General features: G+C 42.0%; 18 protein-coding genes. 5 read left to right on the plus strand and 13 right to left on the minus strand.

Annotation, left to right across the window (positions count from 1 at the left end; translation table 11 throughout):
- Nucleotides 1-28: 28 nt before the first annotated feature.
- Nucleotides 29-850 carry a MerR family transcriptional regulator gene (locus MHI33_RS10785; RefSeq protein WP_340911119.1) on the minus strand — a complete coding sequence of 274 codons (822 nt, stop codon included), beginning with the start codon at nucleotides 848-850 and terminating at the stop codon, nucleotides 29-31.
- Between the two features lie 86 nt (nucleotides 851-936).
- On the opposite strand from MHI33_RS10785, the gene MHI33_RS10790 reads away from it, so the two are divergent.
- On the plus strand, nucleotides 937-1,506 hold the full coding sequence (locus MHI33_RS10790; protein ID WP_065098426.1) for a GNAT family N-acetyltransferase: 570 nt from the start codon (nucleotides 937-939) through the stop codon (nucleotides 1,504-1,506).
- Between the two features lie 58 nt (nucleotides 1,507-1,564).
- On the opposite strand, the gene MHI33_RS10795 is transcribed toward MHI33_RS10790, so the two are convergent.
- From MHI33_RS10795 to proC, 3 genes are read right to left on the minus strand one after another with little or no spacing between them, the layout of a single operon-like run.
- Nucleotides 1,565-2,833, minus strand: a complete 1,269-nt coding sequence (locus MHI33_RS10795) for a glutamate-5-semialdehyde dehydrogenase (protein ID WP_340911123.1) — start codon at nucleotides 2,831-2,833, stop codon at nucleotides 1,565-1,567.
- An 18-nt stretch (nucleotides 2,834-2,851) separates the two neighbouring features.
- Nucleotides 2,852-3,970, minus strand: coding sequence for a glutamate 5-kinase (gene proB / locus MHI33_RS10800; protein ID WP_044141275.1), 1,119 nt, complete (start codon nucleotides 3,968-3,970; stop codon nucleotides 2,852-2,854).
- Between the two features lie 27 nt (nucleotides 3,971-3,997).
- Nucleotides 3,998-4,795, minus strand: a complete 798-nt coding sequence (proC, locus tag MHI33_RS10805) for a pyrroline-5-carboxylate reductase (protein WP_419762306.1) — start codon at nucleotides 4,793-4,795, stop codon at nucleotides 3,998-4,000.
- Between the two features lie 470 nt (nucleotides 4,796-5,265).
- On the opposite strand from proC, the gene MHI33_RS10810 reads away from it, so the two are divergent.
- On the plus strand, nucleotides 5,266-6,462 hold the full coding sequence (locus MHI33_RS10810; protein WP_126741850.1) for a cytochrome P450: 1,197 nt from the start codon (nucleotides 5,266-5,268) through the stop codon (nucleotides 6,460-6,462).
- Nucleotides 6,463-6,592: 130 nt separating this feature from the next.
- Nucleotides 6,593-8,629 carry a molybdopterin oxidoreductase family protein gene (locus MHI33_RS10815; RefSeq protein ID WP_340911127.1) on the plus strand — a complete coding sequence of 679 codons (2,037 nt, stop codon included), beginning with the start codon at nucleotides 6,593-6,595 and terminating at the stop codon, nucleotides 8,627-8,629.
- Between the two features lie 49 nt (nucleotides 8,630-8,678).
- On the opposite strand, the gene MHI33_RS10820 is transcribed toward MHI33_RS10815, so the two are convergent.
- The 3 genes from MHI33_RS10820 to xylA all read right to left on the minus strand — a co-directional run bounded on the left by MHI33_RS10820 (nucleotide 8,679) and on the right by xylA (nucleotide 12,328).
- A complete protein-coding gene (locus MHI33_RS10820; RefSeq protein WP_126741847.1) occupies nucleotides 8,679-9,365 on the minus strand; it encodes a glycoside hydrolase family 11 protein in 687 nt (228 codons plus the stop codon).
- A gap of 90 nt (nucleotides 9,366-9,455) precedes the next feature.
- Nucleotides 9,456-10,955, minus strand: coding sequence for a xylulokinase (gene xylB, locus MHI33_RS10825; RefSeq protein ID WP_340911130.1), 1,500 nt, complete (start codon nucleotides 10,953-10,955; stop codon nucleotides 9,456-9,458).
- A 35-nt stretch (nucleotides 10,956-10,990) separates the two neighbouring features.
- A complete protein-coding gene (xylA, locus tag MHI33_RS10830; RefSeq protein WP_340911132.1) occupies nucleotides 10,991-12,328 on the minus strand; it encodes a xylose isomerase in 1,338 nt (445 codons plus the stop codon).
- A gap of 213 nt (nucleotides 12,329-12,541) precedes the next feature.
- Here xylA and xylR point away from each other — a divergent pair, with 213 nt between their 5' ends.
- A complete protein-coding gene (xylR, locus tag MHI33_RS10835) occupies nucleotides 12,542-13,702 on the plus strand; it encodes a transcriptional repressor XylR (protein WP_340911136.1) in 1,161 nt (386 codons plus the stop codon).
- 44 nt (nucleotides 13,703-13,746) lie between these two features.
- Here the strand turns inward: xylR and MHI33_RS10840 are convergent, their stop codons facing one another.
- The 3 genes from MHI33_RS10840 to csaA all read right to left on the minus strand — a co-directional run bounded on the left by MHI33_RS10840 (nucleotide 13,747) and on the right by csaA (nucleotide 17,615).
- On the minus strand, nucleotides 13,747-15,354 hold the full coding sequence (locus MHI33_RS10840) for a glycoside hydrolase family 43 protein (protein WP_044141281.1): 1,608 nt from the start codon (nucleotides 15,352-15,354) through the stop codon (nucleotides 13,747-13,749).
- A gap of 23 nt (nucleotides 15,355-15,377) precedes the next feature.
- On the minus strand, nucleotides 15,378-16,769 hold the full coding sequence (locus MHI33_RS10845) for an MFS transporter (protein ID WP_340911139.1): 1,392 nt from the start codon (nucleotides 16,767-16,769) through the stop codon (nucleotides 15,378-15,380).
- 513 nt (nucleotides 16,770-17,282) lie between these two features.
- Complete coding sequence (gene csaA / locus MHI33_RS10850) at nucleotides 17,283-17,615, minus strand: chaperone CsaA (RefSeq protein WP_340911142.1); 333 nt, start codon at nucleotides 17,613-17,615, stop codon at nucleotides 17,283-17,285.
- Between the two features lie 231 nt (nucleotides 17,616-17,846).
- Between csaA and MHI33_RS10855 the strand changes: the two genes are divergently transcribed.
- The gene (locus tag MHI33_RS10855; RefSeq protein WP_003216048.1) at nucleotides 17,847-18,326 is read left to right on the plus strand and encodes a site-2 protease family protein; all 480 of its coding nucleotides are present in this window, start codon (nucleotides 17,847-17,849) and stop codon (nucleotides 18,324-18,326) included.
- On the opposite strand, the gene MHI33_RS10860 is transcribed toward MHI33_RS10855, so the two are convergent.
- From MHI33_RS10860 to MHI33_RS10870, 3 genes are read right to left on the minus strand one after another with little or no spacing between them, the layout of a single operon-like run.
- Nucleotides 18,316-19,947, minus strand: coding sequence for a YndJ family protein (locus tag MHI33_RS10860; protein WP_340911146.1), 1,632 nt, complete (start codon nucleotides 19,945-19,947; stop codon nucleotides 18,316-18,318). The two genes, MHI33_RS10855 and MHI33_RS10860, sit on opposite strands and share 11 nt — an antisense overlap.
- On the minus strand, nucleotides 19,940-20,545 hold the full coding sequence (locus MHI33_RS10865; RefSeq protein ID WP_340911149.1) for a DUF4166 domain-containing protein: 606 nt from the start codon (nucleotides 20,543-20,545) through the stop codon (nucleotides 19,940-19,942). The genes MHI33_RS10860 and MHI33_RS10865 overlap by 8 nt, the downstream gene beginning before the upstream one ends.
- The gene (locus tag MHI33_RS10870; RefSeq protein WP_340911151.1) at nucleotides 20,508-21,389 is read right to left on the minus strand and encodes a hypothetical protein; all 882 of its coding nucleotides are present in this window, start codon (nucleotides 21,387-21,389) and stop codon (nucleotides 20,508-20,510) included. Before MHI33_RS10870 ends, MHI33_RS10865 begins: the two co-directional genes overlap by 38 nt.
- Between the last annotated feature and the right edge of the window lie 32 nt (nucleotides 21,390-21,421).

A 21,421-nucleotide genomic window follows, 5' to 3' on the forward strand; every position in this document is an offset into this window, starting at 1 on the left:
CGCATCCATGCGGTCTATCCTTTTTTGGTTAATCTAAACGCTTTTTCACTTTTACACTGAGTTTCGTTATATACTCTGCTTCATTTTTAGACAAGAGTGAATGAAGCAAATACTCCTCAAAGACATCTCCATCCAGCATCATGTCCTCTTTCTCGATTACATCTAACAAGCGCGAATAAGCAGATTCAATCTCTTCATATGATCCTTGATCATACATCACCGCATAAAGGCCCGCAGGTTTTTTAACTGCTCCCGGCGCTTCCATTCGGCAAAACAGCTGATCTGACTGATGATAGTGGCGCTGAAGAAACTGCTCCTTTTTTAAGACAGCACCATTTGCCGCAGCCCCTTTTATGCCAATTTCCTTTAGAAAATGTCCAACAATTCGAGATATTTCTTCTACGGATGTATTCATGTCAATCGGGTTCGATGCACTTAATACAACTGGTTCTTCTGGGAGCTCTTGAAACAGCACCTCCCCTATTTTTACAGATGATAGTTCATGCGTCGTCTCCATGACCCGCATAAGAAAAGACTGGATATCTTGAAGTTTTTCAATCTCTTGTTTGACCTTGTCTATTTGTTCTGCTGCTAGGCTTTGGAGCCTTTCTCGGGAAGGCTCAGTGAAATATTGTTTTAACTCTTTTATCGGAAATTGCACAGCTCGAAGGGATTGAATCGCTATAAAATGATCAAATTGCTCAAGTGTATAGTAACGGTACCCATTTTCATGAACACGAGCTGGCTTAAATAAATCAATTTTATCGTAATAAAACAAGGTATCTTTCTTTACATCAAATAGCTTGGCAAATTCTCCAGTGAAAAATGTTTTTTGCACATCATTCATCATCATTAAGGCTCCTCTCTTGACTATGGAGTTACTCCACCCTTTATGATAACATGCAGAACACTACTACGCTTGGAAAGGATAAAAACATGAACAACATCACTCAACATGAAGTGACATTAGAACTGGCAAAAAAAGAGGACTTCCCTTCAATGAAAAAAGAGCTGCAGAAAGCTTTTACAGCTGGCGTGATCGATGCATTTGGCGATGCGCATGATGGACCGATTCCTCCAGGTGAAGTGATTGATGAATCTTTTCATTCGAATGAACACATTGTTTATCATATTATGCTAAATGGCGAAAAAGCAGGCGGCGTTGTCATTAAAATCAACCACGAGACCCACCACAACTCAGTTGACTTATTATACATCTCTTCATCCTCACACGGAAAAGGCATTGGTCAGGCAGCATGGAAAGCCATCGAGGCGCAATATCCAGAAACGATTGTTTGGGAAGTTGTGACTCCGTATTTTGAAAAACGCAACATTCATTTCTATGTCAATAAGTGCGGCTTTCAAATTGTGGAGTTTTATCATATGAAACATCCAGATCCGAACGCACCTCATGAAACTGATCAAGAAAATCAGCATACTGCACCTGAGGAATTTGAATTTTTTAAGTTTGAGAAAGTGATGAAGAAAACCTGCTCTAGCCAATAAATATCTGCATCAAAAAAACACTACCCCATGAAAAAAGGTAGTGTTTTTTGAATCTCATCTAGCTTCTAATCTGACCGTCTCCAGACAGAAGTAACTTCGTTGTTGTGAGTGCTGGAAGCCCCATTGGACCTCTGGCGTGCAGTTTTTGAGTGGAGATACCAATTTCAGCCCCGTATCCAAGTGCACCGCCGTCTGTAAACCGAGTAGATGCGTTATGATAAACCGCCGCCGCATCGACTTCGTTTAAAAACATGAGTGCTTGCTCTTCATCCTCTGTCACGATGGCTTCTGAATGTTTTGTACCGTACTTTTCAATATGGTGGATCGCTTCCTCGATGGAATCGACTACCTTTACGGCAAGATCAAGACTTAAATACTCATCTGTCCAGTCCACTTCCACAGCAGGAATGGCGTTTGAAAAATGAGGCAGTGCAGCCTCGTCGCCATGTACGGTGACATGGTGCTCTAGCAGGGCTTCATTCAGCGATGCCGCATTTTCTTTCAGCCAATCGCGATGGATGATTAGCGTCTCAAGTGCATTACATACAGCTGGACGATTCGTTTTTGCATTGATGACAATCTCAATGGCTTTTTTCACATTGGCTGTTTGATCAATAAAGACATGACAGTTTCCTGTTCCTGTTTCAAGGACGGGAATGGTAGATTGTTCAACCACTGTTTTAATTAAAGAAGCTCCGCCTCGCGGAATTAAGACATCAATCCATTCTTTTAGATGAAGCATCGCTTGAACCGATGAACGGTCTGTTTGTTCTATCAATTGCACCGCATCACGCGGGATCTTTGTTTGATCCAATGCTTCATGAATCACACTCACAATGGCTTTGTTGGAAGAAATAGCGGAGGAACCGCCTTTTAAAATCACTGCGTTGCCTGCCTTGAGGGCAAGCCCTGCTGCATCGACAGTGACGTTCGGTCTCGCTTCATAGATCATCCCGATCACGCCGAGCGGTACTCTTCGGCTTTTCACATACAAGCCATTTTCAAGAGTCCATTCATCCAATATTTCTCCAACAGGATCTGTTAATCTCGTCACAAGCCGCAAGCTTTCGGCAAACTCATGAATTCTTTCTTCATTTAACATTAAACGATCCAAGAGTGCCTCTGAAAAGCCCTTTTCCTTCCCGGCATCTATATCCTTTTGATTCTCTTGCAAGATGAACGTGCTATTTTGTACTAACGCTTCTGCTAGTTTCAGCAGTGCCTCGTTTTTATCCTCTGTATGAAGTAAACCTAGTTTTTTTGAAACGTACTTTGCTTTTTTTGCTTTTTCTTTGACCGATGTGACAACTTCAGCTGTCAGTGTCATGGAATTCCTCCCTTTTGGTTAGCAAACTGGTATCGATAGATCTAAATGACAAACAAATGCTTCAAGATCGACGACATGCACTACTTCATCCTGCAAGAAGTCACGCTTTTGGATGAGTTCATCTGACGAATAATTCACAATGCCCAGTCCGATTTCTCTTTCATCTTGATCTAAAATACGGACGACATCCCTTTTTTTAAATGAACCCTTCACATTGACAATGCCATCGGAATCGAGGCTCCTCTCACGGTGCATGAGGAGTTCCTGTGTTTTCTCACGAATGACGATCTCGCCTTTTGGTCCAGAATGAAAGGCAATCCACTGCTTCTTGTAATTCAGCGGTGCTAAATTTTCATCAGCAGTAAAATAAGTGCCGTCCTCTGTTCCATTAATGGCTTTGTCTAAAATGTGAGGCGTATCCGCTTTTCCTAAAAAGCCATTGATACCAGCGGCCATTGAAATTTTAAACGCATCGAGCTTTGATTTCATTCCGCCTGTGCCCACACTGCTGCCTGCATCTCCAGCCGCTGCTTCGATGTCTTCTGTGATGTCTGTGACTTCAAGAATTCGCTTCGCATTTGGGTTTGTATGCGGGTTATCTTCATACAAGCCATCAATATCAGATAAAATGGCAAGGAAATCCGCATCAATGAGTCCAGCTACTTTTGCAGACAATGTATCGTTATCTCCGAACTTCAAGCGGTTAATCGTCACCGTATCATTTTCATTGATAATCGGAATAATGCCTCGATCTAATAACACATTCATCGTGTTGCGCACATTTTGATAGCGCGTTTCATCTGAAAAATCACTTCTTGTGATTAAAAGCTGTGAGGCAATATAACCGTGTGATAAAAATAAAGTAGAATATGATTCCATTAAAAGGCCTTGCCCGATTGAGGCAGATGCCTGTTTTTCCGGCAGTGTTTTGGGTCTATCGATAAATCCTAGTTTTCGGTAGCCAGCTGCAACCGCACCAGATGAAACCAAAATGACTTCGTGCCCTTCATCTTTGAGTTTCACAATTTGATTGACGAGGTTTTCTAGTTTTTTTAAACTAATCTCTCCTTGAAAGCTAGTAAGAGAGCTGCTTCCGATTTTTACAACAATTCGTTTTCTCTCTTTATCTGCGTACACCTTATCACTCCTGTACCTGAGCTCTATTTATATAGATACTTTTTGTTTTTGCTGTTTGCTGATCTCTTTTGATCGATTGGTAGCATGTTTGACGGCCTGCTTGATTGCTTCTCCTCCGCCAAAATCATCTAATGCATTCAGTCCTGCAGCTGTTGTTCCATTTGGTGACGTAATTTTCTCTCTCAGAGTAGAAGGGTTTTCCTCTGTTTCTTGCAGCATTTTCGCAGCGCCGAGAAGTGTCTGCGCGCCAATTTGGCGAGACAATTCCTTAGATAAACCTGCTTCTTCTCCTGCTTCTTCGATTCTTTCCATTAAGAAATAAAAATAGGCTGGTCCGCTTCCGGCAATTCCAGTAAAAATATCCATTTGCTCTTCCTGAATGGTATACACTTCGCCCATTTCAGATAAAAGAGCCTGACTCATGCTGATATGGTCGTCTTTCACATAACGTCCAGCACATAAAGCGGTCGCTGAAGCCCCGATCGTACTTGACGTATTCGGCATGACCCTCATCACGGGCTGCCCTTCATGCAGCATATCTTCAATATACGATTGCTTCACGCCTGCAAGGACAGACATGATCAGCTGGTCTCTCTGAATATGAGGTTTTAACGATTCAAGTGCTGTTTCAGCATCCTTTGGCTTCATGGCCAGGATCAACATATCCATTTCTTCAAAAGGAAAAGAATCCATTGTGGCTGTTTGTATTCCGTAACGTGTCGTTAGTTCATTCAATCGAAGTTGATTTTGTCTGTTTGTTGCGTAAATTTGGCCTAGCGGCATTTGTCCTGATCGTACAATCCCTGCAATCATTCCTTCCGCCATAGAACCTGCTCCAATGAAAGCAACTTTCTTTTGATCAATGATATTGATCCTCTCCCTTGTTCGCTTTTTGTTCGTGTTTTTCGCACGTAAGTTATCGTAACATGATGAGAAATCGTGTCAAGAAAGAGCCAGCGCTTTTCAAAAGTCCCGAATACGCGTTCAACCGCTTGCTGTATGTATACTGACTGCGCTTTTGCAAAACAAAATTTAGATCTAAAGAACTATATGTATTTGCATCATAGTACCCTTTCGTTCGACTGAATTCCCCATTTTATTTTTGGTTTCGGTGACTTCAATTCTATTTTATAGAAAGCGCTATCATTTCTAATGGATTTCTATTTTCCTATATGACGAATGTGCTTGAATCTTCCGATTAGACTATTGACATATTTTAGAAAACATGTCCGTTGAAATGATATTTTACGGGTGATACCGTGAAAGGGAAACTAAGTGAAAAAGGAGCGTTCATAATGAAAGTGAAAGAAAACTATATCAATGTCATTCCAATGAAAGAAATCCGTTCGACCGATGACCTTCTTTTCCCGTTCCCTATTTACAATGAGCTACGTGCGCAGAGTGATATTAGATATGATGAAACAAGAAAGTGCTGGGATCTCTTTCGATATGCGGATATCCAGTCTGTTCTGAAGCAGCCAAAAGTGTTCTCATCACAGCGAGGAAGAAGCACGACAAAAACGAGTATTTTAACGATGGACCCACCAAAGCATACAAAAATGAGAGCACTCGTCAATAAAGCATTCACGCCAAAAGCGATTAAACAATTAGAAGATAACATTAAAGACCTGACACATGACCTGCTGCAACAAGTCAAAGATCAGCGTACGTTTGATATCGCGGAAGATCTAGCAGCTCCCCTGCCTGTCATGATTATTGCTGAGCTTCTCGGCGCAGAGGTAAAGGATAGAGCGTTCATTAAGAAACATTCTGATGCCCTAGTAGCAGGTGCAAAGGATGAATCAAAAGAAGCCATTCAAGCAGTAGTCGATATGCAGAAACGCGCAGAGGAAGAGCTGTCCACTTATTTTGCTCACTTGATCCAAAAACGAAAAGAATCCCCTGCTGATGACCTGATCTCACTTCTTATTCAAGCAGAAATCGATGGTGAGCATTTAACCGAGAATGAACTACTTGGTTTTTGTATTCTATTACTTGTTGCTGGTAATGAGACAACGACCAATTTGATTACAAATGCAGTAAGACTGCTAACAGAGCAGCCGCATATTGCCGAAGCAGTACGGCAAGCCCCCTCTCTTATTCCTCAATTGACCGAGGAAACGTTACGCTATTACCCGCCTGTTCAAGCCATTGGGCGAATCGCGGCCGAGGATGTTGAGATTGCAGGCTCAAAAATTAAAAAAGGAGACTATCTCATTAGTTGGGTCGCTTCAGCAAATCGCGATGAACAGAAATTTGACGATCCAGATACGTTCCGTCTTGACCGGAAATCAAACCCACATATGAGCTTTGGCTTTGGCATTCATTTTTGTCTCGGTGCACCGCTTGCCCGCCTTGAGAGCAACATTGCCCTTGAGGTTTTACTCCAGACGTTTCAAGACATCACCTGTGCGGCAGATCAGCTAAAACCTATTCAAAGCACATTTGTTTTTGGGGTAAAAGAATTTCCTGTACAGGTCACCCGTTTTTAAAAGTCCCTTTTGAGGGGCTTTTTTTCATTTTCTTCAATTCATCATCTCTTTCTTACCTTCCACCTCCGAACATGCTAAAATAAAGTCCATATAAAGTGATAACGGATTTCAGAAAAGGAGCCAAAAATTCATGACCGATTATACAGCAATGAAAGACGGAATATTCAAATCAGTTTGTTCGTTAGATTGCCCGGATCAGTGCGGTCTTTTGATACATAAAGAAAATGGAAAGATCGTAAAAGTGCAGGGAGATCCAGACCACCCCGTCACCCAAGGCAACATATGTAACAAAGTGCGGAATGTCACAGCCCGTTTATATGATGAAAAGCGACTGACCACTCCTTTGAAGCGTGTTGGTCGAAAAGGCGATGGACAATTTGCCCAGATTACGTGGGAAGAAGCCATTGAAACTATTCGGCAAAAATGGACAAAACTGATTGAAGAAAAAGGTCCAGAAAGTATTCTGCCTTACAGTTTTTATGGGAATATGGGCAATCTGAATGCAGAAGGCATGGACCGCCGCTTTTTCTATCGTCTTGGTTCAAGTCAATTAGACAGGACCATCTGTCAGTCAGCAGGAACGACTGGCTATAAATATACAATGGGTGCAAGCATTGGGACAGATCCAGAAGAGACCATTCATACGAAACTATTCATCTTTTGGGGCATCAATGCCGTGTCGACCAATATGCACCAAATCACCCTTGCACAAAAAGCGCGAAAGCAAGGAGCAAAGATTGTCGTGATTGATGTTCACAAGAACCAAACTGGACGGATGGCAGATTGGTTCATTCCGCTTCGACCTGGTACTGACAGTGCACTTGCCCTTGGCATCATGTATGTCCTTTTTAAAGAAGGACTGACAGATGAAGCCTTTTTAGAATCTTATACAACCGGTCATAAGGAGCTGCGTGAGCATGTGAAGCAGTATGATCCAGACACTGTTGAGGGCATCACGGGGGTTTCTAAAGAGGATATCCTTACACTTGCAAGAATGTACGCAGAAACATCGCCATCTCTTATTCGTATTGGCAATGGTTTGCAGCACCATGATAATGGCGGAATGAGTATTCGAACCATTTCCTGCCTCCCTGCCCTAACTGGTCAGTGGCTCCACAAGGGCGGCGGTGCGATGAAATCAAACTCTTCTTTTCTCAGCTATAATGAAACAGCTCTTCAGCGGCCGGATTTATTAAAAGAACGCATGCCTAGATCATTTAATATGAATCAGCTGGGCAGTGTGCTGACAAATGCAGCGCCTTCCATTGATTCACTCTTTGTTTACTCGTCTAACCCAGCCGTTGTCGCGCCTGAAGCAAATAAAGTAAGAGAAGGTTTGCTGAGAGATGACTTATTTACAGTCGTTCATGATCTATTTCTGACAGAGACAGCTAAGTATGCAGACATTGTCCTGCCGGCAACATCCGCTTTTGAAAATGAGGATTTCTATACATCATACTGGCACCATTATATTCAAATTCAAGAGCCAGTGATTGAACGCTATGGAGAAAGCAAATCCAATACGGAAGTGTTCCGCTTGTTAGCCCATGCGATGGGCTTTGAAGATGAAGCCTTCCGCGAGACAGATGCGGAACTCATGGAACAAGCCCTTCATCATCCAGAAAATCCGCATTATGAGGACATTTCATACGAGGCATTAAAAGAAAAGAAATGGATCAAAGCAAAACGAGGACCTTTCCAAGACTTAAAGCTCTCTACCCCGAGCGGCAAAATTGAGCTTTATTCTGAACAAATGAAAAAAGACGGATATCCAGCACTGCCAACCTACGTGCTCCTTTATCAGGAAAGCGAATATCCGCTTACCTTTATACCGGGACCGAATCATAATTTCCTTAACTCGACCTTCTCACTTCATGAAAAGCATCAAAAGCTCGAGAAGTTTCCTAAGCTTCACATGAATGAAGTTGATGCAAAGGCAAGAGAGATTGAAGATGGTGACATGGTGCGTGTGCTGAATGACCGAGGAGAATGCGAGCTTGTCGTGTCAGTCGGTCACAATGTATTACCTGGTGTTGTGGTCAGTCAAGGATTATGGGCAGATCAAAAAGGCAAAAAACAACTAGTCAACGGACTAACACCTGATCGGCTAGCAGATATGGGCGGCGGTGCGACGTTCTTTTCTGGCAGAGTGGAAGTTGAAAAATGATCATAGACAGAAGAAAAGCCAGCAAAAGCTGCTGGCTTTTTAATGCTTTCTATTGACCAATAAACAACTGGTTGGTCGTTACATTCGCACTTCCGTTGCTTTGATAGCCTTCTACAGTAAATGCCGTTTCATACATTTTGCCCATTGGCATCCCTAAGCTTTCCCATTTTTTGAAATGTGCACTGACAGATACCGTTCCACTCGTACGTTTCGATTGACGTACACTCCAATATTGCTTGAAGGTCGCAATTCCAATAATAGAAGGCTGATTGACACGGGTCGACTCATAAATGTCATACGTGCCCCCATCTGCATAAAATGATCCTTTATACGTTCCTGTTGGGCGATAGGTGCCCCATGAATCAACAATGTAGTATTCTGCTAGTGGAGATTGTGTCCAGCCATAGACACATAAGTAGGAATTCCCACCTGGGTTAAAGTTTGCGTTGTAATTGATAGAGATGTTGCCAAGCTGATGATGAGTTTTAGTGGAATCAAACTTCTTTCCTTTTCTAAATAAAGCATTATTAATATTGTTCCAGCCTGCACTAAATGCCCCGCCGTTATTAAGTGTCATCGAGGTGTTTCCATGATCCTTCCATAATTCGTAATCATACCCGCTATGTGTACCTACTTCATTATTATAAATCGTTTTCGCATAAGCTGGTACAGCAGTCAGTGTCAGCACAAATCCAATACACATCACAAACAATAGCCTCAATCTTTTCAAATTCATTTTCCATCCCTCTCCTTTTTTCATTAAAATTGTTCTGCCTTCTCTAAGATGAAGCGAGCTCATCACCTCCTTTCATGTCACCATTCTCTGCTAGACGGAACGGTATTGTTCTAACCCGGCATGGATGTCTCTTGTTTGTGTATAGATCTTTTGATACAGATGAAATAGATCAGCATATATACTTGCATGTTGCTGCTCTGGTTCATAGACAGCAGCTTGATGAATAAACTGATCTGCACATGTCTCAAGCGATGGATACCAGCCGCAACCAACGGCGGCCAGCATAGCTGCACCTAAAGCAGGCCCTTGTTCATTGTCTAACTGGATGACCTCAGCCTGAAAAATGTCTGCTTGCATTTGAAGCCATGTCCGGCTTCTTGCACCGCCCCCAATGGACACAATAGAATCTATGTGTTTTCCTGCTTGCCGGAATAAGGAAATAGATTCATTTAACGAGAAGGTAATCCCTTCTAGCACAGCCCTGACGACATGCGCCCTTTCATGTCGGCTGTCTAAACCAATCAAGCTTCCACGAATGGTAGAATCCGCATGAGGTGTTCTCTCCCCTACTAAATATGGCGTGAAGAGCAATCCATTCGCTCCTGGCGCGACATCAACTGCACCCTCTAAAAGTGATTGGAACGATTCCTCTGGAGCCAGTAAATGTTTTACCCAATTAAGGCTATATCCTGCTGAAAGGGTGACACCCATTGTGTAGAAAGCGTCTTTTTTTGCATGATGGAACAAATGCAAGTTTCCTTTAAGCTCTCTTTCATGATCCTCTTCGTAAGAGAGAATGACGCCAGATGTACCAATGCTGCATAACGTGCGGCCAGAGGATAAAATACCAGCACCAATTGCTCCGCAAGCATTGTCTGCCCCGCCAGCAAAGACTTTTGCCCCCTCTTCGATCCCCGTCTCACGTGCAATGTGCGGAAATAGTGTACCAACCTCTTCCTCTGATGAGATAAGCGGCGGACAAATATGAGGAGGAATATCAAATGCCTGACAAATTTCTTTACTCCACGCTTGCTCTCCAATATTTAACAGCAATGTGCCAGCCGCATCAGAATAATCGATATGAACAGTACCTGTTAAACGAAATCTGACATAATCTTTTGGGAGTAAAAACATGTCGATTTGTTGATCAATTTCTGGTTCATGTTCCTTTACCCATAATAATTTTGGCAGTGTAAATCCTTCTAACGCCTGATTTTTCGTGATCTTTTGCAGCTGTTTCCCCAGCTTTTTTGTGATGCGTGTACATTGCGCAGTCGTTCGTGTATCATTCCATAAAATCGCAGGGCGGAGCACCTTGCGGGATTCATTTAAAAGAACCAGACCATGCATCTGTCCAGAAAAGCTGATGCCCTCTACTTTCTTTGAAAGGACAGGCTGTCTTGCCATCAGTTCTTTCATCGCAGCCACTGTCTGCTTAACCCAATCCTCTGGGTTCTGTTCACAATATCCAGGTTTATCTTGAATGAGGCGGTAAGGCTTAGTGGTCTCGCCGCACACCTTTCCATCCTCATCGACTAATATGGCTTTGACTCCGCTCGTTCCAAGATCAATTCCCATCACATACTTCATGTCTTCACTCCTTCAAAACAGGTCCGCTTCTTCAATCAATCTTCTAACAAGTATTGATTTAATCGGGCTTTCAACTGTTCCTCTCTTCCCGATTCGTTTCTGATTAAAGGGTGTTTGAGCGCATACTCTTCTAATGTATGAAAGTTTGCCTTTCCTTCTGAAATGTCACGGCCAATCCCTTCAGAAAAACTGCGATACCGGTGCTTGATCACATCTTCAAACACACGATCTTCTATGAGTCTATGAGCGACCCTCAGTCCTTTTGCGAATGCATCCATACCCGCAATATGGGCATACAAAATATCTTCAAGCTCAAAAGAAGCTCTTCTCACTTTTGCATCAAAATTGAGACCGCCAGTTCCTAGTCCGCCATTTTGCAAAATTTCATACATGGCAAGAGTTGTGGCATATAAATCGGTTGGAAATTCATCAGTGTCCCAGCCAAGCAGCGTATTCCCTTGGTTCGCATCCACAGAACCGAGCAATCCATGTATCCTTGAGACGCGTAATTCATGCTCAAACGTATGACCAGCAAGCGTCGCATGATTGGCCTCGATATTCAATTTGAAATATGAATCTAGTCCGTATTGCTTTAAAAAGGCAATAGATGTCGCTGCATCTGCATCGTATTGATGAGTGGTTGGCTCCTTTGGCTTAGGCTCAATTAAAAATTGGCCAGTGTATCCAATCTCCTTTGCATAATCAACAGCCATATGCAAGAATGACGCCATGTGGTCAAGCTCTCTTTTCATATCAGTATTCAGCAGAGTATCGTATCCTTCTCGTCCTCCCCAGAAAACGTAATTTTCTGCGCCAAGTTCTTTAGCTGTTTCGATGCCTTTTTTCACCTGTGCGGCTGCATAAGCAAAGACATCTGCATGACAAGATGTCGCTGCGCCGTGTACAAACCTAGGATGCTTGAACATATTGGCCGTATTCCACAGCAGCTTGACTCCGCTATCACGCATGTATTCTTTCATTCTTTCTAAAATGATGTCTAATTGCTGATTGGTCTCTTGAAGCGTATCTCCCTCCGGTGCAATGTCACGGTCATGGAAGGAAAAATACGGAACATCCAATAGATCAAACAGTTGAAAGGCTACTTCCAATCTAGCTTTTGCTAAATCCATCCCGCTATAGGAGTCCCAGGCCCTCTGCATCGTACCAGTTCCAAACATGTCTGTTCCATCAGCAGTCAATGTATGCCAATAAGCGACTGAGAAGCGCAAATGATCTTTCATAGTTTTTCCGCCAATCACTTCGCTTGGATCATAGTGTTTAAAAGCGAGTGGGTTTTTTGATTGTTTTCCTTCAAATTGTATTTTTCCGATCCCTTCTAAGCTGTGTAACGTTTTCATATTTGAGTTGGCCATCTTTTATTCCTCCTATGAATATCTTTGTAAGTTGATTCAACAAACTAATGTTCAATTGATGATCAATTCACTTTGAATTTTCCACATTTTTTAGTTTTTTAGAAATATTTTCGTTATAATAAAGTTAAAATCATCCTTCTTACAGATGACAGGCGAAGAAAAACAGCTTTTTTCTTCACTTAATCTAAAGACGAAACAAATGGAGTGGATAACATGGATATCGCTGATCAGAACTTTGTGAAAAAAATAAATCAAAAGCTATTATTAAAAGAAATTCTCCAGCATGCGCCAATTTCTAGAGCCAAATTATCTGAACGCACTGGGTTAAATAAATCGACTGTTTCCTCTCAAGTGAGTACATTAATGAAAGAGCAACTCGTCTATGAGATCGGCCAAGGTGAGTCTAGCGGCGGGAGAAGACCGGTTTTACTGATGTTTAATAAACGTGCTGGCTGCTCCATCGGGATTGATGTCGGCGTTGATTATGTCAATGGCATTTTAACCGACCTTGAAGGGTCCATCCTTCAAGAAGAGCAGATCAGGCTCCCATCAAGCGCTCCTGATGTGACCATACGCATATTAACTGAATTAATCCAGCAGTTGATGGCACAAATCCCCTCTTCCCCATATGGGCTCATAGGTATTGGCCTATGTATACCCGGGCTAGTGGATGCCGATCAACAAATCGTGTTTACGCCGCATTCTAAATGGAAAAATGTTGACCTAAAAACAACGCTCCAAGACGCATTCCAAGTACCCGTTTTCATTGAAAATGAAGCAAATGCTGGTGCATATGGTGAAAAAATCTTTGGTGCCGCTAAACTTTATGATCATTTGATCTATGCCAGCATCGGCACTGGCATTGGAATCGGGATCATTATCAATCATCATTTATACAGAGGTGCATACGGATTTTCTGGTGAAATGGGACATATGACCATCGACTTTAATGGACCAACTTGCAGCTGCGGAAACCGTGGATGTTGGGAGCTGTATGCATCTGAGAAAGCCTTGTTTCAGTCCCTTCAAACAAATGATCAACCCATCTCTCACCAAGATGTGGAACAGCTGGCAATGTTAAATGACATGAAAACGCTCAATACCTTGCGCAACTTTGGTTTTTATCTTGGAGTCGGCCTCACAAACGTCCTGCATACCTTTAACCCGCAAGCGATTATTTTACGAAACAAAGTGATTGAAGCGCAGCCAACGGTTCTACGTGTGATTCAAGAGGAGGTATCCTCAAGGATAGACACTCTATTCAGTTCACATGTCGAGCTGCTTCCTTCGTCATTAGGACACAACGCACCGGTATTAGGGATGACATCTCTCGTCATTGAAGCTTTTCTGCAAGATGCCACCCTCTCTCCATGACAGATTCATAGATAAAAAAGACAGCTCTTACCGTGTTGTCTTTTTTATTTATCTGTTTCCTCATAACGGAAATAGTTGAAATCAGCAGGAAGACGCTCACCACTTGTATCCTGGCACTGCATGCCGACAAATGCCCCTGTAAAAAATCCTCCTCCTCGAATGAAGTCATCAGATAGATGGCTAGATTCAAATATCACATCAATTTCCTTCCAGTCTTTTTGATCAAAAGAATAAGAATAGGTATATGTTTCTTTCTGAACGGTCACTTTTAAATACACATAGGTGACCTCCTCTGGAATGACGATTTTTTGTGTCAATGGCTGAGAAAAGGAAAGGTTTTGACAGGCAGATAATTCAAGAATGCGGCCAAGTTCCTCGTCATATGTCACCTGAAGCGCTGTCCAATTTTCCGTATTGTAATAATTCACAAGACCAGCGGCTTGCTGAAAATTCTCTGGAAAGAACAACACAGCTGTCTCTGCTTCAAAATAAAAGCTTTGCCAGCGCCTTGCAACGAAAGCTTGAGTAAACTTAGATGTTAGAGATTCCTGACCGTATAACCTTAAATGCTGAGGTTTTTCCGTTAATGAACCGATCTGTTCAGTAAAAGGAATTCTTAATGTTTGGAAGTGTCTATTTAACGTTGATTCTTTAAACTCATCGACTGTATGGTAGGTAGGAGCAAAAACCTTTTCGTTGATCGCTGGCGCTTCAACCTCCAGCGTTCCTTCTTTTCCGCCCACAACATACGGCCAGCCATCCTTCCATTCAAGCTTTTGAATCGCTGTTTCTCTTCCTAAAGGACACCACCCTCTTTGCTGAAAAATAGATTCCTTGCTTGATTGAATAGGGCGGCCAGTCAGATGAGCGAGATACCACTCATTTGTGTGCGTTTGAACAATGGAAGCATGCCCACATTTTTGAAGCGGATGTTCAGGCGTGTGAAAAGCACTTAAAATTGGGTTATCAGGATGAACCTCATAAGGCCCTTCAATCTGCGGGGAACGGGCAATTGTTGCCGCATGCTCGTACCTGGTGCCTCCTTCTGCTGTTAATAAATAATAGTAATCACCGATGTGATAAAGATGCGGTGCTTCTGTCAATTTAATCGGTGTGCCTTTAAAAATGACCTTCCGCTGACCAATGAGTTTCTTTTCCGTCACGCTATATTCCTGCAGAGCAATACCCGCAAAGGAATGGTGCTTTTCCCTATGGTCCCACAGCATATTTAAGACGTATTTCTTCCCGCTTTGGTCATGAAATAAAGAGGGATCAAAGCCAGCGCTATTAAGCTTAACCGGTTCACTCCAATCACCGTCAACTTCACTTGCCGTAACCAAATAATTATGACCATCTTTAAATGGACCATCCACTACTTTAATATCTGAATAAATGAGCCAAAACTGACCATCTGCATAGCTTAGGCACGGTGCCCATACTCCGCCAGAATCAGGATTCCCTTTCATGTCCAGCTGCGACGTTTTTTGCAAAGGACGCGCAGCAAGCCGCCAATGGACGAGATCCTTCGAATGATAAATTTGCACCCCTGGAAACCATTCAAATGTAGAGACCGCCATGTAATAATCTTCTCCTACACGGCAAATACTTGGATCTGGGTTAAATCCTTTGAGTACTGGATTGGTAATTTTCATTCAACTTCCTCCTCTTTCACGACCTACATTTTAAAATCGTCCATATGATCGATATATACTTGATCCCTATTCTCAAGCTCCCTCACGACTTTTTGGTGCTCTTCTTCATCTAGGTTATAAAAATTAATATCAATCATCGCTAAAATCAGTAAGCATACAGGAATCACTGTTACCGTGATTAAAATGCCAAGCAATGCTTCTGGCGTCTGCACTTGGTTTGCAACATAGCCAAATCGATCGAGTACAAGCCCCGGAACAATCCCGCCTAATGCCATCCCAAATTTAAAGAAAAATCCAATGACTGCGTAGATCAGTCCGCCCATCCTTTTTCCAGTTTTATATTCGCCATATTCAACAGTCTCAGGAATGAGCGCCCACATGTAAGCACCGGCTGTAATACTCCCCGCAGCAGCAACAAGCCTGAAAATCAGTATTAAAGTGATTTGACTCGGCGGTATCACAAGTAAGGCAAGAAGACCTACGATATTCAGCGATAAAGAATAATTCAGCAGCTTTTTCTTTCCTAACAGCTTGTGCAGCTTCGGAATAAACGGCAGCACCATTAAAGCTGGCAGACTGCCAATGAGTCCGTACCATTTCACTAAATCTTCTCTGCCAAGGTTATACGTCACATAATAGATCCCAACAGAGTTGCTGATTGAGTTCACACCAAAAATAATAATAAAGAAAATGCTTAATACAACAAGCGGGCGATTCACTCGTAACTGGACAAAGATATCACTGAATTTAATCTTTTCCTCTGGCTTTTGAAGCGTGACACGTTCATTCGTGCTTTTAAAACAGAAAATCAGTAATGCGCCGCCAAGAACGCCGAGAAAAGCCATCGTCATCTGCCAGCCAAGTGCTGTATTTCCTGTCGTATCACTTAAAAAGGTCGCAAGAAAAGGTACAAAAAAAGCCACAACTAGACCGCCTAGATTGGCAAACACCATACGAACGGACGTAATACTGACAACTTCTTGGTTATTTCTTGTCATTGCAGAAGTTAAAGCACCATAAGGAACGTTGATGAATGTGTATGTAAGCGATAAACCAACATACGTGATGTAGGCATAAATGAGTTTACCCATTTCGGAAAAATCAGGTGTTGTAAAGCAAAGAATGGCAAGTACGACAAAAGGAAACGCACCGAATAACAAATAAGGTCTGAATCTACCAAAACGGCTGTTCGTCCGGTCCACCATTGCACCAATAAATGGATCTGCAAGCGCATCGATGGCGCGAACAACCAAAAACATCGTCCCTGCTGCTGCCGCTGATAAACCATACACATCTGTATAGAAAAATAATAGATACGTAGAGACAGTTGCGTAAATCAAATTACATGCGAAATCCCCTGAAGCATATCCCACTTTTTCAGACATACGAATCTTCTTTAAATTCTCACTAACCATGAGCTTTCTCCCTTCTTCACTTAGCCTCTTCTAACGAACAGATGACGGAGGGCAACAGCAATCAATACAGGGAATATAAAGCGCTTTCAATTTGTTATAAAAATGTAGCTGAACATCTCTTCCTTTCAGCTTAGCCCAAATGCGCAGCAAAACAGTCGAATGACAGAATCATCTCCTTCAATATAAGGATCAATACTTGAAATTCATCTTAGTTTATTGACCAAACAAACTAAGATGAATTCATTTTATAAAATCTGATCTGACTTTTCAATATATTTTGAAAAAATAATCCGAATAATCGATTTCTTGTCATTCGTCTTTTGAAATGATAAGAAAATCTGAAAGAATTCATTTAAAGGTTGCATTCAAGCTCATCCCATGCTATATTAATCAAGCGATGAGCTGAATTGTGTAAGTCGGGTAACATGTCTCTTTGAGACACACACGAATGTGGCGTGTGGTTATTCCGCCTCAATACGCAAAAGACATCTTCTTAGGAAGATGTCTTTTTTCTTACCCTATTTTTATTCCATTCTCAACCGGTTCATCTGTCGCTAACAACACCACATCTTCTTTTGACGGCATGCCTCCTAAGACAAGCACTTCTGATTTGAACCCAGCAATTCTTCTTGGCGGGAAATTAACGACCGCTACGATTTGTTTGCCGATAAGATTCTCCGCAGTATAACGCTTTGTCAGCTGAGCACTAGATTGCTTCACACCAATTTCTTCACCAAAATCAATCTTGAGCTTCAACGCAGGCACTCTTGCCTCTGCAAAAAATTCTACTTCTATGATCGTCCCAACGCGAATATCTAACGCCAAAAACTGTTCAATATCTGCCATCTGACTCTCTCCCCTTCGTAAAAGGTAACGTCATCTATTGATTATCCATTGTAGCACATTCATTTTGTCATAGAGGAGGTTCAAAAATCCTATACAGCGCTAAAATCGCCTTTATAGTTTACATAATAAATTTATTGTCATGTATTAAATGTTTGCATCCTGAAAATGAATTCAGTAAAATGGCAAATAATCCTACTGCTTCCTCCCAAATATATTGGGGAGGGTTCACACTTGTTTACACTATCAGATATGTGGACGTTTTGCTGGTCGTTTTTTGTCATTCTTCCTATTGTTGCCATCCTGCATCAGCTTGGCCATATTGTGGTCGCGTGGATGTTTGGGGCAAAGGTTTCCTTTGCGCTTGGCAGAGGGAAAAAAGTGTTGAAAGTAGGCGTCGTTGAAATTAGACGAATCTATTTTCTAGATGCATTTTGCCACTATGAAGAAATGAGGAAAAATAACCGATTGTCGCACATTCTTGTCTACTTAGGCGGTTCATTATGCAACCTGCTCAGTGTTCTCATACTGAATACAATGATCGCCAATGATTTCCTGCCAGAGCACCAATTTTTCTATCAATTTGCTTATTTCTCAGTCTACTATGTATTTTTTGCACTGCTGCCAGTCCAGTATGCAGATCATCATCCGAGTGATGGGCAAGCGATTGTGAACATCATTCGGCACGGTGAACCATGTGACATCATTGACTAACATGATGACTTTCACTGTCAATATGATAATGAATCGTTAAAAAAGGAATACTGAACAGCTTCATTTGATGTACCGCTGTGAGACTTTGATCCGTCTCCGGCTTCATATGAAAGCTTTCTTCCATTGGCAGTTTCATGGTGATAAAAGGCGTATGCAAATACAATCCTTCGTCACCGCTACTGCCTTTTGGACATGTGCTTTTTAATAGAAAATCTTCTTTCTCATTAAAAGGCTTTAAAATAGCTGTCAGCTGAGAATACGGAAGTGGCAGCGCAATATTCATATAACCCGCAGCTGCATCGTAATGAAGAGCATAAAGAGCAAAAAAGACTTGCTCTCCTTTTACATTGTGACGTATCCAAGCCCGAACATTTTCCCTTTCTTCCTTCGGATGTTGAAATCTAGTCAGACGTCCCTTCATCTCATATGGATGACAAGATAACCCCAAATATAGCTGACCTATTTTCTTAAACAGTGGCTGAAGTAAAAAGACGAACGGCCTTACCCACCAATGAAAGCTGACGGCTGCTTTTAATGTAAAAGCCATAGGGTCTTCATAAAATCTGCGAATCACAGGTGAGACCCTATCAGCTGAAAACGTCGTTCCATTTAATTCATCAAGCGAATCGACTAAACCCAGCTTCTCAGGGTTATGCACGCTTTCCTCTTGAAAAGAGATCATTTGAAACCGGCCATGCACTTTTGAAATCGGAAAGTTCTTCTGCTTTAATTGATCCTTCGGCCCTTCAATCAGCCAGCCAATCAAACCCGGCAAAATCACAAAAAAAGCATTGATACTGCCATGAAACCAAATCATCTGATCAATGCTGATGTAGGTCACACGCATCAGCATACCAGCGGAATAAAGAAGTGATAACACGATCGTCCCCATTAAAACTAAGCTAGAAAACACAACAAGTCCTTTTGCCAAAGTCGACCGAAATCTTGTTTTCATACAAAGGATGCCATATATGTAGAGGGCCATCACATAAAGAATGACGCTGAACGTATCAAATAGACGGGAAAAGCTAATCCCAACAGCAATCATCACAGGCGACAGCAAAATCACCCAGCCCACCGCTTTGTATAAAGCTGTCTCTTTTGCTTGCTGCCTTCCTAATAATCCATAAAAAAGCGGGATAAAAAAAGCCGAGTAATGAAAATGAATAGCGGTCAAAAGAACAATGATCGGCGAAAATGTCATCACCTGTATATCTGCTGTGTACAGCCAAAACCACAGACCGCCTAAAGCGAGATACATCCATGCGCCATCAATCATGAGCTCATGAAGCGGAAAGATTCCTCTTTTCAGTAAACGACAAAAGCCAAATAACGCTAATAAGATTGTATATAAAAGCCATCCCGATGCAAACCAAGCAGAATGATAGATAAAAGCAGCGGTTGCACAAAGAGCTGCTAGTGGAAAGGCTTTCATTAAAAAGCCGATCAGCCTCTCTGGCTTGTGTTTCTTCCCTTCTTTCTCAAAAAAATGTAAGGCAGCGGGAAGAAAAAATAGAATTGCCATGAGAACAAAAAATTCTGCTACCCGGCCTGTCATTAAACGGGTGGCGATAAAACAAGACATGAAGATCAGACTGGATATCAAATGCCACTTATTCATCATGAGACACCCTTTCTGTAAAACGGCCTTTATATGTAAAAAGAGTACCAAACAGTCGATTTTTCACGTGGACATCAATGGTATATTCACCTGCATGCTCATCGTAGCCTTCCGTTACATCTGACACACCATAAAGCCATGAAGGCAGCGGACATTCCTTGCCGAACATCAAAAACTTCTGCCGGCCGGATTGGATGTGCAAGAAACCATGCTTTGTTACTGTAAAATGAAGCTCTGACACAAGAAATCTAGGCTTTCCAAAGTAGTCTAGTACTGTATGACTCTTCTGATCAATGATCATATCAGCATCAAAGTGCCGCTCCTTCTTTGGGAAATAAAACGTTCGATACCAGTGCATCCCTTCCTCCCCCTTATTTGTCACAAAAGGCTCGTTGACAATTTGGAAAGGAATGTTTTTCCCTCTCTCGGGGAAAAAACAACGAAACAGTGGACCCATTCTGAAGATCAATCGAATGAGTCTTGACCCGCCGCCTATTTCCTCCATAGTACCTTCAGCAGAAAACGCGCGGTTGTATCTCTCTTTTAGCTTTGGATGCAGTTTATCGTAATCCTTTACTTGATGACGATGAACGACCATGTCTACCTCCCCTTTTTCGTTTGATAGAAAATACATCTACACAATCTTTTAGGTTGATCATACCTGCAATCGACAAAATGAAAAATGCACTCATCACAAGCGGCTCATGAAGCGTCGTTTGCGGGGATAGGATCCCTATACAAAGCATAATGAGAAGAAACATACTTTGTAAAATGTAGAGATATTTCTTTGATAGTATGGGAATTAGCCATGATATGCCTAAAAGCGCATAAAACAATCGAAAACTCATGCTATGATCAAAAGCCGAATGTGAAAAAGGAATGACCGCTTGACATAGCCAGACGATGGCAAACAGCAAACAAATCCCGTAATGAGCAAGTGTTCTCTCTAGTAATAACCGAGGATGCGTTCCCTTTTCAAGCCACGTCTTTAATGCACCAAAACTAAAGGCTGTCATAAACCCGATCATTGGGCGAAAAAGAATCCGGTCTGCCCATGTCCATCCTTTTCCTTCTTTCGTTTTGTAATCAAATTGAGTTTGAAACACAATGTGGTCGCTTGTTTTCATATACTTCCAGTAGCCACTACCTTCTTTGATAAAAGACAATGGGTGTGACGATTTGAAATGAAGTGAGGATGCCCGCTCATTCCGTTCATCCATCATTCTTGTTCGATAAGCTCCTGTCCCTGTGACACTGAAACCAAACCCAAGATGCTTTTCATACAAAAAGGATTGGGGCTGTTCATTTTGAGGTTCATTTAATGAAATGGTTGAAAAGCGCAAATCCCATTGTTCATGAAGTTTTGGATTTTGCGTATATTCCCATACTTTCTCTATCGGTGCATGAATGGTTGTTTCCACATAAACAGGCTTTCTTTTCATCTGCCTCTACTCCTCTATGTGAATTATTTCAC

It is taken from the genome of Bacillus sp. FSL K6-2971, assembly GCF_038006405.1.
Taxonomy (GTDB): domain Bacteria; phylum Bacillota; class Bacilli; order Bacillales; family Bacillaceae; genus Bacillus; species Bacillus pumilus.

Excerpts from the sequence above, each read along its gene's own strand:
- MHI33_RS10870 (WP_340911151.1), bottom strand. The coding sequence starts at position 21,389 with ATGAAAAGAAAGCCTGTTTATGTGGAAACAACCATTCATGCACCGATA.
- MHI33_RS10795 (WP_340911123.1), bottom strand. The coding sequence starts at position 2,833 with ATGACACTGACAGCTGAAGTTGTCACATCGGTCAAAGAAAAAGCAAAA.
- MHI33_RS10785 (WP_340911119.1), bottom strand. The coding sequence starts at position 850 with ATGATGAATGATGTGCAAAAAACATTTTTCACTGGAGAATTTGCCAAG.
- xylR (WP_340911136.1), top strand. The coding sequence starts at position 12,542 with ATGGATATCGCTGATCAGAACTTTGTGAAAAAAATAAATCAAAAGCTA.
- xylB (WP_340911130.1), bottom strand. The coding sequence starts at position 10,955 with ATGAAGTATGTGATGGGAATTGATCTTGGAACGAGCGGAGTCAAAGCC.
- MHI33_RS10820 (WP_126741847.1), bottom strand. The coding sequence starts at position 9,365 with ATGAATTTGAAAAGATTGAGGCTATTGTTTGTGATGTGTATTGGATTT.
- MHI33_RS10860 (WP_340911146.1), bottom strand. The coding sequence starts at position 19,947 with ATGAATAAGTGGCATTTGATATCCAGTCTGATCTTCATGTCTTGTTTT.
- MHI33_RS10790 (WP_065098426.1), top strand. The coding sequence starts at position 937 with ATGAACAACATCACTCAACATGAAGTGACATTAGAACTGGCAAAAAAA.
- MHI33_RS10810 (WP_126741850.1), top strand. The coding sequence starts at position 5,266 with ATGAAAGTGAAAGAAAACTATATCAATGTCATTCCAATGAAAGAAATC.
- xylA (WP_340911132.1), bottom strand. The coding sequence starts at position 12,328 with ATGGCCAACTCAAATATGAAAACGTTACACAGCTTAGAAGGGATCGGA.
- proC (WP_419762306.1), bottom strand. The coding sequence starts at position 4,795 with ATGGCGGAAGGAATGATTGCAGGGATTGTACGATCAGGACAAATGCCG.
- MHI33_RS10815 (WP_340911127.1), top strand. The coding sequence starts at position 6,593 with ATGACCGATTATACAGCAATGAAAGACGGAATATTCAAATCAGTTTGT.
- MHI33_RS10845 (WP_340911139.1), bottom strand. The coding sequence starts at position 16,769 with ATGGTTAGTGAGAATTTAAAGAAGATTCGTATGTCTGAAAAAGTGGGA.
- MHI33_RS10840 (WP_044141281.1), bottom strand. The coding sequence starts at position 15,354 with ATGAAAATTACCAATCCAGTACTCAAAGGATTTAACCCAGATCCAAGT.
- MHI33_RS10865 (WP_340911149.1), bottom strand. The coding sequence starts at position 20,545 with ATGGTCGTTCATCGTCATCAAGTAAAGGATTACGATAAACTGCATCCA.
- csaA (WP_340911142.1), bottom strand. The coding sequence starts at position 17,615 with ATGGCAGATATTGAACAGTTTTTGGCGTTAGATATTCGCGTTGGGACG.